This is a genomic window from Microbacterium sp. NPDC091662 (assembly GCF_044756705.1).
GTDB lineage: Bacteria > Actinomycetota > Actinomycetes > Actinomycetales > Microbacteriaceae > Microbacterium.
The window spans coordinates 133,956-146,065 of record NZ_JBIVTM010000002.1 but is presented as its reverse complement, the minus strand read 5'-3'; the positions used below and the strand labels follow the sequence as shown (position 1 = coordinate 146,065).

Here is a 12,110-nt window from a genome sequence, read left to right as displayed (position 1 = left end):
CCTCAAGTACACTTGAGGTCAAATCGAGGGAAGGCCGCCCGATGAGCCCGCACGCACCCGACGAACCGCTGACGATCGGCGAGATGACCCGACGCACCGGCGTCGCCGCCTCCGCCCTGCACTTCTACGAGACCCTCGGGCTCATCGCCTCGACCCGCACGCCCGGCAACCAGCGCCGCTACGCCCGGCACATGCTGCGCCGCGTCTCGCTCATCACGGTCGCGAAGCGCCTCGGCATCCCGCTGTCCGACGTGCAGGCGGCGTTCGCCGACGTGCCGCTGACCGAGACCCCGAGCCACGCCGATTGGCAGCGGGCATCGCGACGCTGGAAGCGCGAACTCGAGAAGCGTCGCGAGGGCATCGAGCGCCTCGAACGAGAGCTGACCGGATGCATCGGCTGCGGCTGCCTGTCGATGAAGGCGTGCGGCCTGCTCAACCCCGACGACGCCCTCGGGACGCAGGGCGCCGGCCCCCAGCGTCTTCAGGACTGACGCCTCTCGCTCCTCCCCTCCAGGAATGTGGGGTCAGGCGACCTCGAAGTCCGCGGAGAGGAGCGCGTCGTCGCGCGAGCTCGGGCCGACGAGCAGCTCGAACGCGCCCGCCTCGACGATGCGGTTGCCCGCGGCGTCGACGATGGTGCAGTCGGCAACAGGCAGCTCCAGACGCACGCGCACGGATTCACCGGGGGCGACGTCGACCTGGCGGAAGGTCTTCAGCTCTTTGTCGGTCCAGCTCACGCTCGTCACGGAGTCGCGCACGTACACCTGCACGGTCTCGCGCGCCGGCCGCTCGCCCGTGTTCGACACGGTGACGTGGCCGACGATCGTGTCAGTCTCCCCCAGCGTCGTCGCTTCGAGCGCCAGGTCGGAGTACTCCACAGTCGTGTACGACAGCCCCTCGCCGAATGCCCAGGCGGGCGACTGCGTGAGGTCGGCGTAGCGGTCACCGTGCTGTCCGCGGATCTGGTTGTAGTACGTCGGCTGCTGGCCCACGTGGCGGGCGAACGAGATCGGCAGGCGCCCGGACGGCTCGGCAGCCCCCGAGATGATGTCGGCCAGTGCGCGACCACCCTGCATTCCGGGGTTCGCCGCCCAGATCACGGCAGCAGCCTTCGATGCCGACGCCGGCAGCACGAGCGGCTTCGAGGCGAGCAGCACGATCACGACCGGCTTCCCGGTCGCGATGAGCGCGTCGATCAGGGCGTTCTGCCCGCCGATGAGCTCGAGCGTCGCAGTGGAGCGCCCTTCACCGACCAGCTCGATCCGGTCGCCGACCACCGCCACGACGACGTCGGAGTCGGAGGCCGCGGCGACGGCTTCCGCGATCAGCACGGCATCCGGCTCGCAGGCCTTCACGACCGGCGGACGTGGCTGCTTGTCGGGGAAGAACGGCCCCTGCGGGTCTTCTTCGAGGGTGAGGATGTCGGCGCCGCGGGCGTGGGTGACGCTCCAGCCTTCGATCGCCTGCAGGCCGTCGAGCACGGTCGTGATCATCTCGCGCGGCTGCCCGTCGAGCCAGCCCGCCTGACCGGAGCCGCCGGCCCAGTCGCCGAGCTGCGTCTGGGCGTCGTCGGCGAGCGGACCGGTGACCGCGATCTTCAGCGGCGCCGTCGCGTCGAGCGGCAGCACGCCGTCGTTCTCGAGCAGCACGAGCGAGCGACGGGCGACCTCGAGGTTCAGGTCGGCGTGCGCGGCACTGCCCACCACGGCGTCGAGTTCCGTGCCAGGCAGGCGCGGGTTCTCGAACAGGCCGAGCTCGAACTTCAGCGTCAGGATGCGGGCGGCCGCCGCATCGAAGGCGTCGTCGGCGAGCATGCCCCGGGCGACGGCGTCGAGCGCCCCCTCGAAGAAGGCCGGCGTCGTCATGATCATGTCGTTGCCCGCTCGCACGGCTGCCGCAGCCGCATGCGTGATGTCGGGCTGGATCCGCTGCTCCCACACCATGCGTCCGACGTTGTCCCAGTCGGTGATGAGGGTGCCGGTGTAACCCCACTCGCCGCGCAGCACGTCGCTGAGCAGCCAGTCGTTGGTCGTGATCGGCACCCCATCGGTGGTCTGGTATCCGAGCATGAAGGTGCGGCACCCCTCGCGGGCGACGCGCTCGAACGGCGGCAGGAACCACGAGCGCAGCTTGCGCCGCGAGATGTCGGCCTCGCTCGCGTCGCGTCCACCCTGGGTCTCGGAGTAGCCGGCGAAGTGCTTGGCCGTCGCGAGGATCGCGGTCGGGTCGTCGAGTCCGTCGCCCTGGTAGCCGCGCACCATCGCCGAGGCCAGCTCGCCGATCAGGAACGGGTCTTCGCCGAAGGTCTCGTCGATGCGACCCCAGCGCAGATCGCGGGCGATGCAGAGCACAGGTGAGAAGGTCCAGTGGATGCCGGTCACCGCGACCTCTTCGGCGGTCGCGCGGGCGACGCGCTCGACGAGCACGGAATCCCACGACGCGGCCATGCCGAGCTGCGTCGGGTAGATCGTCGCACCGGGCCAGAACGAGTGCCCGTGGATGCAGTCCTCTCCCACCAGCAGCGGAATGCGGAGCCGGGTCTGGGCGGTGAGCTCGTTCGCCCGCAGGATGCGTTCGGGCGAGGTGTGCAGGATCGATCCGGCGTGACGGCGGGCGATGTGGTCGTCGAGATCGTCGCGGGCGTCGAGCTGCAGCATCTGCCCGACCTTCTCTTCCAGCGTCATGCGGCTGAGGAGATCGGCCACTCGCTCCGGGATCGAGAGAGCGGGGTCCTGGTACGGGAGCTGCGTGGTCAGAGTCTGAGAGGTCATCACTTCGTGTTCTGGGTCGTGTTCGGTGTCGAGGTCTTCGAGGAGTCGGAGGTTTCGGGCGAGGTCGCCGACGTTACGGGATCGGGCGTCTTCTTCGGCAGGGGCACGCTGCGGACGGCCGTGACGGCGTCGTTCACGTTCAGCCCCTTCTTCTTCATCGCCCTGGCCCGCTCACCCGCGGAACGCAGGCGCGGGTTGACGTACTCGTCGATGCCGAAGTTGATGAGCGAGAGGGCGACGCCGATGATCGCGATGCAGAGACCGGCGGGCACGTACCACCACCACAGCCGCGGGAAGGCGCCGTTCTGCTGCGCCCAGAACAGGATCGTGCCCCAGTTCAGGTTGCTCACCGGGATCACCCCGATGAACGCCAGCGTGGTGAGGCCGAGGATCGCCGCCGTCACGGTGCCGACGAAGCTCGACGCGATGAGCGCCATGAGGTTCGGCAGCATCTCGACCGTGATGATGCGGCGCAGGGGCTCTCCGTTCGCCCGCGCGGCCTGGATGAAGTCGCGGTTGCGCAGCGACATGGTCTGAGCTCGCAGCACGCGGGCACCCCAGGCCCAACCTGTTATCCCGAGCACGGCGGCGATCACGATCAGCGGCGGGTTCTCGAACTGCGAGGCGATGATGATGATGAGCGGGATTCCCGGGATCACCAGGAACACGTTCGTCAGCGCCGAGAGCGACTCGCTCTTCCAGCCGCGCACGTAACCGGCGATCACGCCGATGGTGATCGCGATGATCGTAGCGATGAAGGCGGCGAGGAAACCGACGACGATGACGCCGCGCGTGCCGTAGATGATCTGACTCAGCACGTCCTCCCCCATGTGCGTCGTGCCCAGCCAGTGCTCCCAGGAGGGCGGTTGACGCAGGGCGGTGCGATCCTTCTGGGTAGGCCCGTACGGCGCGATCCACGGCGCGAAGATCGCGATGAGCACGAACACCCCGAGGATGATGAGCCCCGCGATCGACTTGGGGTTGCGGAACATCGCGAACGCCTGAGCGAGCTGCGACCAGAACGTCTTGCGCGAAGGAGCACCCGTCGGGGTGCGTAGCGTCGCTGTCTCCGGCATGCCGGACACGACGGCGGATCCGTCGGGCGCCGTGGTGCTGGCGGTGGTGGGAACGGTCATGTCAGGACTCCATCTGGCGCGTGCGCGGGTCGAGGTAGGCGTAGACGACATCCGCGAGGATGTTGGCCACGAGCACCGACAGCGTGATCACGAGGAACACGCCCTGCATGAGAGCGAAATCCTTGGCGTTGGTCGCATCGAGCAGCAGCTTGCCGACGCCTGGATAGCTGAACACCATCTCCATCACGATCGTGCCGCCGACGATGAAGCCGATCGACAGCGCGAAGCTCTGGATCTGCGGCAGCACCGCGTTGCGGGCGGCATAGCCCCAGAGCACGCGCTTGTTGGGCATGCCCTTGGCCTGCGCGACCGTGATGTAGTCGTCGTCGAGCACCGTCAGCATCATGTTGCGCATGCCGAGCACCCAGCCGCCGAGCGAGGCGACCACGATGGTCAGCGCCGGCAGCGTGCCGTGCATGATCACCTGGCCCATGAAGTCGAGACTCCACTCCGGGGATTGGCCCTTGTCGTACGCGTGCGACGACGGGAACCACTTCAGGGTCGACGAGAAGATCGCGATCGCGATGAGCCCGAGCCAGAAGTACGGGATCGTGTTGAAGAAGGTCGTCACCGGGATGATCGCGTCGAGCTTGCTGCCGCGCTTCCAGCCGACGACGGCGCCGGCGATCGTGCCGATCGTGAAGGAGATGATGGTCGCGATGCCGACGAGACCCAGCGTCCACGGGAGAGCGGCGGCGAGCACCTCTGCGACCGGTCGCAGACCGTGCAGGGTCGAGATGCCCAGGTCTCCGCGCAGCAGCATCCCCCAGTACTCGATGTACTGCTGCCAGATCGACTTGTCGGTGTCGATGCCCAGCAGGATGCGCAGCGCATCGGCGGCCTCGGGGCTCACGTTGCGGTTGCGCGCGAGGTACGAGCTGACCGCGTCGCCCTTCATGAGGCGCGGCAGGAAGAAGTTGATCGTGATCGCCGCCCACAGCGTGAACAGGTAGAACCCCGCTCGGCCGGCGAAGAAGCGCCACGGCACACGCCGCCGTCCGCGTTCGGCCGTGGTCGCGGTGGTGCCGACTTCGAGAGCGTCACGGGCGACGAGGTCGTTGTCGTCGAGCTGGGGGAACGCGGTGCTCACAGGGTGCCTCCGTTCGATGCGGCCTGCGCGAAGAACTTGTCCGGGTCGGGGGAAGCGGATCGCAGTTCCCGCGTGTATGGGTCCTGCGGATGGAGGATCACGTCGTCGGCAGCGCCGTACTCGACGACGCGGCCCTGGTTGAGCACCATGATCTCGTCGCTGAAGTGGCGGGCGGTCGCGAGGTCGTGCGTGATGTAGAGCACGCCGAGCCCCTCTTCGCGCTGCAGATCGGCGAGCAGGTTCAGCACGCCGAGGCGGATCGACACGTCGAGCATCGACACGGGCTCGTCGGCGACGAGGAGCGAGGGGCGCGAGGCCAGGGCGCGGGCGATGGCCACGCGCTGCCGCTGGCCGCCCGACAGCTCGTGGGGGCGGCGGTCGATCACCGCGTCCGCGTCCAGGCGCACGCGGCCGAGGAGTCGGCGCACCTCACCCTCCGTCTCCTTCTTGGGCACGACGTCGTCGAGGCGGATCGGGCGCTCCAGGTGGTAGCGGATCGAGTGGTACGGGTTGAGCGAGGCGAACGGGTCCTGGAACACCATGCGCAGCTGCTGCCGGTACTTCCGCAGACCCTTGCCACGACGCGGGATCGGCGTGCCGTCGAGCAGCACTTCGCCGCTGGTCGGGGTCTCGAGCTGGGTGAGGATCTTCGCGATCGTCGACTTGCCGCTCCCGGACTGACCCACCAGCCCGATCGTCTGCCCGGAGGTCAGCGTGAAGCTCACGTCGTCGAGCGCCTTGATCTGGCCGGCTCCGCGGACGTTGTAGGCCTTGGTGACGCCTCGGAATTCGAGAGTGGTCATCGCACCAGCACCCCTCTCTCCCCGGTCAGTCGGGGGAACGACGACAGCAGTGTCTTCGTGTACTCGTGCTCGGGCTGCGTCCAGATGCGCTCCGCGGTCGCGAGCTCGATGATCTCGCCCTCGCGCATGATCGCGATCCGGTCGCTGATCTCGAGGAGCAGCGGAAGGTCGTGGGTGATGAAGATCACCGAGAAGCCGAACTCGTGCCGCAGCTGCGAGATCTGCTTGAGGATCTCGCGCTGCACCAGCACGTCGAGGGCCGTCGTCGGCTCATCCATGACCATCAGCTGCGGACGCAGCGCGAGGGCCATCGCGATCATCACGCGCTGGCGCATGCCGCCGGACAGCTCGTGCGGGAAGGAGCGCACGCGCTGGCGTCCGACCTTCACGATCTCCAGCAGCTCCTCGGCCTCGGCACGCCGCTGCTTGCGGTTCATGTCGGGACGGTGGATCTCGAAGACGTCCTCCAGCTGCGAGCCGATCGTCGCGACCGGGTTCAGGGCGTTCATCGCCCCCTGGAACACCATCGACACCTTGTCCCAGCGGAAGCGCTGCATGGCATCCACGTCGAGGGCGTTGATGTCGATGTCGACCCCGGTCACATCATGGAAGGTCACACTGCCGCCCGTGATGACGGCGGGGGCGCGGAGCAGACGCTGCACACCGTAGGCGAGCGTGGTCTTGCCGCATCCGCTCTCACCGGCGAGACCGAGGATCTCGCCGCGCTGCAGTTCGAGGGTGACGTTCTTCACCGCCTCGACGGGCGGATCGACGTCGTACACGACCGAGAAGTCGCGCACGCTGAGCAGGGGGTCTGGCATAGGGGTGTCCTTCGTCGACCTGATCAGGGGAACCCGCACCGTCGCCGAGGCGGGCTCCCCTGCAGGATGCTGCTTATTCGGCGGGCTTCAACTTCGTGAGGATCTGCACGATGTTCTGCTGAGTCGGGTCAGCAGACGCGTACGGGTCCTCTTCCGAAGGCCATCCGACGTAGTTGCGGGTGTTGAATTCGCCCAGCAGCGGGTGCGCGCCCAGCGGGATGGCCGGTACCTGCTCGGAGAAGATCGTCTGGAGCGTGTCGACTGCCGCGGTGCGCTCCTCGTCAGACGAGGCGTTCGCGTAGGAGTTCAGCGCGGCCGTCGCCGTCGGGTCATCGAAGCGACCGAAGTTGAAGCCGGCCTTGCCGTCCGAGATCCAGCGCGGGTCCATGGTGGAGGTGTAGAGGCCGTAGGCCGTTCCGCTGTCCTCGAGCCAGTGGATGATCGCGGAGAACGTGCCGTTGTCGCGCGGGTCGGCCCAGCCACCCCAGTCGGGCATGTCGATCTTGACCTCGGCGCCGATGGCCTCGGTCACATCTTCGGCGATCAGCTCCTGCGCGGTGTTCCAGTCGCTCCAGCCGGAGGGGACGGAGAGCGTGAATGAGACGGGTGCGCCGTCGGGGTCGATCAGCGCGTCGTCCTTCCACGTGTATCCGGCCGTGGTGAGCAGGTCGCGGGCCTTCTCGGCGTCGACCGCGTACTCCTTGCCCTGGAACTCGGGCTGGATCTCGTCCTCGAGGATCGACGAGAGTCCCGTCACCGACCAGACGGCCTCGCTGGCACCCTCGCGGGCGATGTCGACGTAGGCGTCGCGGTCGATAACCCAGGCGAGCGCCTGACGGAAGGCCGGGTCGTCGAACGGCTTCTGCTGCAGGTTCATGAACAGCGTCGCGGAACCGGTGGTGGGAGCCGCCCAGAACTTGTTGTGGTCGGGGTCGGCCGAGAGGAACTGCTCCTCGATCTGCGGGATGAACGCCTGCGCCCAGTCGGCGTCACCGTTCGCGAGAGCGGTGGTGAGCGCCGTGTTGTCGCCGTAGGAGACGTAGTGCAGCTCGGGCACGGCCAGGTCGCCGCCCCAGTAGTCGTCGCGGGCGTCGAGCGTGACCGACTCGGTCGACCAGTTCGACAGGACATAGGGCCCGGTGCCCACCAGGTCGTCGCCCTTGACGGGGTCGGTGGCCGGGTCGCCGAGGTTCTCCCAGATGTGCTTCGGGACGATCGGCACGTGCAGTGCGCGTGCGAGGTTGACGTACTTCGACGCGGCGAAGGTGAGCACGACCTTGTCGCCGTCGACGGCAGCGCTGTCGAGCTGGAGGCCGGCGGTGTCGAGGGCGGGCGTTGAGGCCAGCTCGTAGGAGTAGACGATGTCTTCGGCGGTGAAGGGCTCGCCGTCGCTCCAGGTGACGTCCGCGCGCGGGACGACGGTGAGAACGGTGTAGTCGTCGTTCCATTCGAGGCTGTCCGCAAGCCACGGGGTGACGCCGCGGTCACCGGTCTGGTTCACGAGGGCGAGGGTCTCGAAGATCACCTTGCCGTAGCCGTACTTCGAGGCGGACGAGTCCCCGACGAACGGGTTGTTGGATTCGGTGGTGATCGCGCCGTCGGGCTTCGCGATCGTGAGGGATGCGGAACCGGCGCCGTCGTCGGATCCACCGCCTGCCGAGCATCCGGCGAGGGCCGATACGCCGAGGGCGGTGATCGCGGTCACGGCGATCAGAGACTTTCTGAGCTTCATTGCTTCTCCTAGGGGCACGGGTCTTTGTGCTGCGTCGCCGGAGGACGGGAGCCCGCCGACTGTCGTGATTTGCTTACTGTCGAGAAAGTAAGCTCTCGTGAGGTTACCGAGTAGTAAGTTTGATCGCAAGCACAGCCCGACGATGGAGAGGAGGCCGCGGTGGCAGACAGCGACCAGACAGTGCGCGTGCGCCCGGCGACCCTCGCGAAACGCGAGCAGATCCTCAAGGCGGCCGTCGAGATCTTCGGCAACAAGGGTTCGACCAACGGCACCCTGGCGGACGTGGCCGAGCAGGTCGGCATCACGCACGCGGGCGTCCTGCACCACTTCGGCTCGAAGCAGAAGCTGCTGCTCGAGGTACTCGCGTATCGCGACCAGGCCGACGTCGCCGAGCTCGCCGAAAAGCACATCCCGGATGGCCCCGAGCTGTTCCTGCACCTCGTGCGCACGGCGTTCGCGAACGAGAAGCGGCCCGGCATCGTGCAGGCCTACACCGTGCTGTCTGCCGAGTCGGTGACAGACGACCACCCCGCACGGCACTTCTTCGAGGACCGTTACACGACCCTGCGTCGTGAGGTCACGGCCGCGTTCCACGCGCTGTGCGCCCAGGAGGGTGTGCGTGATCCCGACACGATCGCCGCGGCCGCTGCCGCGATCCTCGCGGTGATGGACGGTCTGCAGTTGCAGTGGCTCCTGCACCCCGGGGTCATCGAGCTCGGGGAGACGAGCGAGTTCGCGATCCAGGCGATCGTGAACGCCGTGCTGCATCCGGGGCCCGAGCTGCCGACCTACGTGCGTCCCGCCTGATCCCTCGATCGCGCACCCTCGGCAACGCCCGTCGGCCCGGCTAGGCTCGGGCCATGACGATCGACCTCGAAGCGCTCTACATCGACCTGCACCAGCATCCTGAGCTCTCGTTCCAGGAGACCCGCACCGCCGGCATCGCCGCCCAGCACCTGCGCGATCTGGGGCTCGAGGTCGAAGAGGGCGTCGGAGTGACCGGTGTCGTCGGAGTGCTGCGCAACGGGGAGGGTCCGGTCGTCTGGGTGCGTGCCGACATGGATGCGTTGCCCGTCGAGGAGCAGACCGGCCTGTCGTACGCGAGCACCGCGAAGGGCGTCGACCCCGCGGGCACCACCGTTCCCGTCATGCACGCCTGCGGCCACGACATGCACGTCACCGCCATGGTCGGAGCGGTCGAGAAGCTCGTCGCCGAGCGGTCCGACTGGTCAGGCACCCTCGTCGTGCTGATCCAGCCCGCGGAAGAGTACGGCGCCGGGGCACGGGCGATGCTGGACGACGGGATCCGCGACCGCTATCCGAAGCCCGACGTGGTGCTCGGCCAGCACGTCACCCCGTTGCCCGCCGGCGTGATCGGCGTGCGCAGCGGCACGCAGATGGCCGCCTCCGACGGACTCACCGTCACCCTGCACGGCCGCGGCGGACACGGCTCGCGCCCGCATGCGACGATCGACCCCGTCGTCATGGCCGCCGCCACCGTGATGCGCCTGCAGACCATCACCTCACGCGAGATCGACCCGCAGGGCGTCGCCGTCGTGACCGTCGGATCGATCCACGCGGGGCTGAAGAACAACATCATCCCCGCCGAGGCGAAGCTCGAGCTCAGCCTGCGCTACCCGAACGAGGAGACGCGCGAGAAGGTGCTCGCAAGCGTCGAGCGCATCGTGCGGGCCGAGGCCACGGCCTCCGGTGCCGAGCGGGAGCCCGAGATCCGCACCGACCACACCCTCCCCGCCACCATCAACGACGACGACGCCACGGCACGCGTCACTGCGGCCCTGCAGCGCGCCCTCGGCGAGGCGGCCGTGATCGACCCCGGCATGTTCACCGGCAGTGAAGACGTCTCCTGGTTCGCCCGCGACGCCGGAGCACCCCTCGTGTTCTGGTTCTGGGGCGGGATCGACCCGGCCCGGTTCGCCGAGGCCATCGCCGCGGGCCGTCTGGGCGAGGACATCCCCACCAACCACTCGCCGTTCTTCGCACCGGAGATCCACCCGACGATCGAGGTCGGCGTCACCGCACTGTCGGCCGCGGCCCGGGAGTTCCTCGCGTAGAGTTCCGCCGCGATGCGCTCACCCCGGACATGACGATGGACGGGGACGACTTAGAGTTCGTCGAGTTGGTCACGTCGGTAGTGCTTGCGGGCTGATCCATGCAGTTCGGGCAACGTGTGCCCACTCGCGCACTGCGGCCCGCACTCAGACCGGGCGGATCGCGATCGACTCGCGCTCGAGATCGCGGCGCCGATTGGCCAGGCACTGCGTGCACAGCAGCTCGACCCGACGCGGGTGCCCGCCACCGCACGTGCACTCGATCGTGACCCGCCACCGCGCCTTGTCTCCGCACGCCCGGTAGTCGTCAGCCGTGCCGTGGTTGCACTCACAGCGCAGATCGCCACGATCGAGCACCGGCAGTTCGTCGAGCTCTTCGTCGATCCGGGAATCGGGGGTGACAGTGGTGGTGGTCATCGAGATCGACCGTACCGCGGATCGGATCCGACGAACCCTTGCACGGGAGCCGCGGTGGTCAGCCGCCGATCGCGTTCATCCCGCGAGCCGGCTGCAGGAAGGAGGGGTCGTCGATCGCGTGCCCCGGGAGCTTGCCGTGCACGCACGAGCGCAGCAGCGCGGCGATCTCGTCGGCGCGCTCCCCCGGCGCAGCGGCCGACTCACCGCGCAGCAGCCCGGTCAGGTCGTACTCGGCGAGCGAGAAGAGGCAGTTGCGCAGCTGACCGTCGGCGGTCAGCCGCAGGCGGTCGCAGGCGCCGCAGAACGGAGCGGTGACCGATGCGATCACGCCCACCTCATGCGGGCCTCCGTCGATCCGCCACTTCTCGGCGGGTGCGCCGCCCCGCCCCTCGACCGGATCAAGGCGCCAGCGTTCTCCGAGTGACGCCAGGATCTCCTCGCGCGTGACCATCGAGGCCCGGTCCCAGGTGTGTCCGGCATCGAGCGGCATCTGCTCGATGAATCGCAGCTGTGCGCCGACGCTCATCGCGAACTCCACCAGGTCGACCAGCTCGTCGTCGTTGACGCCGCGCATCGCGACCGCATTCAGCTTGAGGGGGCGGAGCTCGGAGGCCGCGGCCGCCGCGATCCCCGCGAACACGTCGTCGAGACGGTCGCGCCGGGTGAGGTCGGCGAAGCGCTGGCGGTCGACCGTGTCGATGCTGATGTTGAGGCGCGTGAGCCCGGCATCGATCAGCGCCGGAAGCTTCTGGGCGAGGCTGATGCCGTTGGTGGTCATCGCGACCTCGACGGGGCCTTCCTCGCCCTCGATGCGGGAGATTCTTCTCACCACCTCGACGATGTCGGTCCGCAGCAGCGGCTCGCCGCCGGTGAGACGGAAGGTGCGGATGCCGAGGGCCGCGGCCACTTCGGCCACCTCGACGATCTCGTCGGTGGAGAGGATGCTCGTGCGGGCGAGCCACTCGTTGCCCTGCTCGGGCATGCAGTACGTGCAGCGCAGGGAGCATCGATCGGTGAGCGAGATGCGCAGGTCGCGATGCACCCGGCCATGCGTGTCGACGAGGCCGCCGCCGACCCCCGCGAGCGGTGCGGTCTGCGACGTCGAAGCGACCTGCGGCGCGCGCACACCGATCACGACCGGTACGGCCGTCATGGCGCTTCCACGCTCCCCGTCATCTCACGAGACTAACCCGCGGAATACCGGACAGGGCCGCCTCGATGACGCGACCGGCGGATTGCCGGCGTTCGACGGTGTCGACGAGGGCGTC

The 12,110-nt window shown here is 68.4% G+C and carries 11 protein-coding genes; 3 read left to right on the top strand and 8 right to left on the bottom strand.

Features of this window, described 5'->3' with window-relative positions; translation table 11 throughout:
* Positions 1 to 41: 41 nt before the first annotated feature.
* The gene (gene soxR / locus ACIQLD_RS14065) at positions 42 to 491 is read left to right on the top strand and encodes a redox-sensitive transcriptional activator SoxR (RefSeq protein WP_402608829.1); all 450 of its coding nucleotides are present in this window, start codon (positions 42 to 44) and stop codon (positions 489 to 491) included.
* A gap of 33 nt (positions 492 to 524) precedes the next feature.
* Here soxR and ACIQLD_RS14060 read toward each other — a convergent pair whose 3' ends face one another.
* From ACIQLD_RS14060 to ACIQLD_RS14035, 6 genes are all read right to left on the bottom strand, one after another.
* A complete protein-coding gene (locus ACIQLD_RS14060) occupies positions 525 to 2,771 on the bottom strand; it encodes a glycoside hydrolase family 3 N-terminal domain-containing protein (protein WP_402608827.1) in 2,247 nt (748 codons plus the stop codon).
* The gene (locus tag ACIQLD_RS14055; protein ID WP_402608825.1) at positions 2,771 to 3,907 is read right to left on the bottom strand and encodes an ABC transporter permease; all 1,137 of its coding nucleotides are present in this window, start codon (positions 3,905 to 3,907) and stop codon (positions 2,771 to 2,773) included. The genes ACIQLD_RS14060 and ACIQLD_RS14055 overlap by 1 nt, the downstream gene beginning before the upstream one ends.
* 1 nt (position 3,908) lies before the next feature.
* Complete coding sequence (locus ACIQLD_RS14050; protein ID WP_402608823.1) at positions 3,909 to 4,997, bottom strand: ABC transporter permease; 1,089 nt, start codon at positions 4,995 to 4,997, stop codon at positions 3,909 to 3,911.
* Positions 4,994 to 5,800, bottom strand: coding sequence for an ABC transporter ATP-binding protein (locus ACIQLD_RS14045; RefSeq protein WP_402608821.1), 807 nt, complete (start codon positions 5,798 to 5,800; stop codon positions 4,994 to 4,996). The genes ACIQLD_RS14050 and ACIQLD_RS14045 overlap by 4 nt, the downstream gene beginning before the upstream one ends.
* Positions 5,797 to 6,621, bottom strand: coding sequence for an ABC transporter ATP-binding protein (locus ACIQLD_RS14040; protein ID WP_402608819.1), 825 nt, complete (start codon positions 6,619 to 6,621; stop codon positions 5,797 to 5,799). The genes ACIQLD_RS14045 and ACIQLD_RS14040 overlap by 4 nt, the downstream gene beginning before the upstream one ends.
* A gap of 73 nt (positions 6,622 to 6,694) precedes the next feature.
* Positions 6,695 to 8,353, bottom strand: a complete 1,659-nt coding sequence (locus ACIQLD_RS14035; protein WP_402608817.1) for an ABC transporter substrate-binding protein — start codon at positions 8,351 to 8,353, stop codon at positions 6,695 to 6,697.
* A gap of 159 nt (positions 8,354 to 8,512) precedes the next feature.
* Between ACIQLD_RS14035 and ACIQLD_RS14030 the strand changes: the two genes are divergently transcribed.
* Positions 8,513 to 9,160, top strand: coding sequence for a TetR/AcrR family transcriptional regulator (locus ACIQLD_RS14030; RefSeq protein ID WP_402608815.1), 648 nt, complete (start codon positions 8,513 to 8,515; stop codon positions 9,158 to 9,160).
* A 53-nt stretch (positions 9,161 to 9,213) separates the two neighbouring features.
* Complete coding sequence (locus ACIQLD_RS14025; RefSeq protein ID WP_402608813.1) at positions 9,214 to 10,428, top strand: amidohydrolase; 1,215 nt, start codon at positions 9,214 to 9,216, stop codon at positions 10,426 to 10,428.
* Positions 10,429 to 10,572: 144 nt separating this feature from the next.
* On the opposite strand, the gene ACIQLD_RS14020 is transcribed toward ACIQLD_RS14025, so the two are convergent.
* Together ACIQLD_RS14020 and moaA are read right to left on the bottom strand one after the other, a co-directional pair.
* Positions 10,573 to 10,842, bottom strand: coding sequence for a hypothetical protein (locus ACIQLD_RS14020; protein WP_402608811.1), 270 nt, complete (start codon positions 10,840 to 10,842; stop codon positions 10,573 to 10,575).
* 58 nt (positions 10,843 to 10,900) lie between these two features.
* Positions 10,901 to 11,995, bottom strand: a complete 1,095-nt coding sequence (gene moaA / locus ACIQLD_RS14015) for a GTP 3',8-cyclase MoaA (protein ID WP_402608809.1) — start codon at positions 11,993 to 11,995, stop codon at positions 10,901 to 10,903.
* Positions 11,996 to 12,110 lie beyond the last annotated feature (115 nt).

What these genes read in the sequence shown, in the direction of transcription:
- soxR (WP_402608829.1), top strand. Translation starts at nt 42, where the DNA reads ATGAGCCCGCACGCACCCGACGAACCGCTGACGATCGGCGAGATGACC.
- ACIQLD_RS14025 (WP_402608813.1), top strand. Translation starts at nt 9,214, where the DNA reads ATGACGATCGACCTCGAAGCGCTCTACATCGACCTGCACCAGCATCCT.
- ACIQLD_RS14035 (WP_402608817.1), bottom strand. Translation starts at nt 8,353, where the DNA reads ATGAAGCTCAGAAAGTCTCTGATCGCCGTGACCGCGATCACCGCCCTC.
- ACIQLD_RS14055 (WP_402608825.1), bottom strand. Translation starts at nt 3,907, where the DNA reads ATGACCGTTCCCACCACCGCCAGCACCACGGCGCCCGACGGATCCGCC.
- ACIQLD_RS14020 (WP_402608811.1), bottom strand. Translation starts at nt 10,842, where the DNA reads ATGACCACCACCACTGTCACCCCCGATTCCCGGATCGACGAAGAGCTC.
- moaA (WP_402608809.1), bottom strand. Translation starts at nt 11,995, where the DNA reads ATGACGGCCGTACCGGTCGTGATCGGTGTGCGCGCGCCGCAGGTCGCT.
- ACIQLD_RS14040 (WP_402608819.1), bottom strand. Translation starts at nt 6,621, where the DNA reads ATGCCAGACCCCCTGCTCAGCGTGCGCGACTTCTCGGTCGTGTACGAC.
- ACIQLD_RS14045 (WP_402608821.1), bottom strand. Translation starts at nt 5,800, where the DNA reads ATGACCACTCTCGAATTCCGAGGCGTCACCAAGGCCTACAACGTCCGC.
- ACIQLD_RS14060 (WP_402608827.1), bottom strand. Translation starts at nt 2,771, where the DNA reads ATGACCTCTCAGACTCTGACCACGCAGCTCCCGTACCAGGACCCCGCT.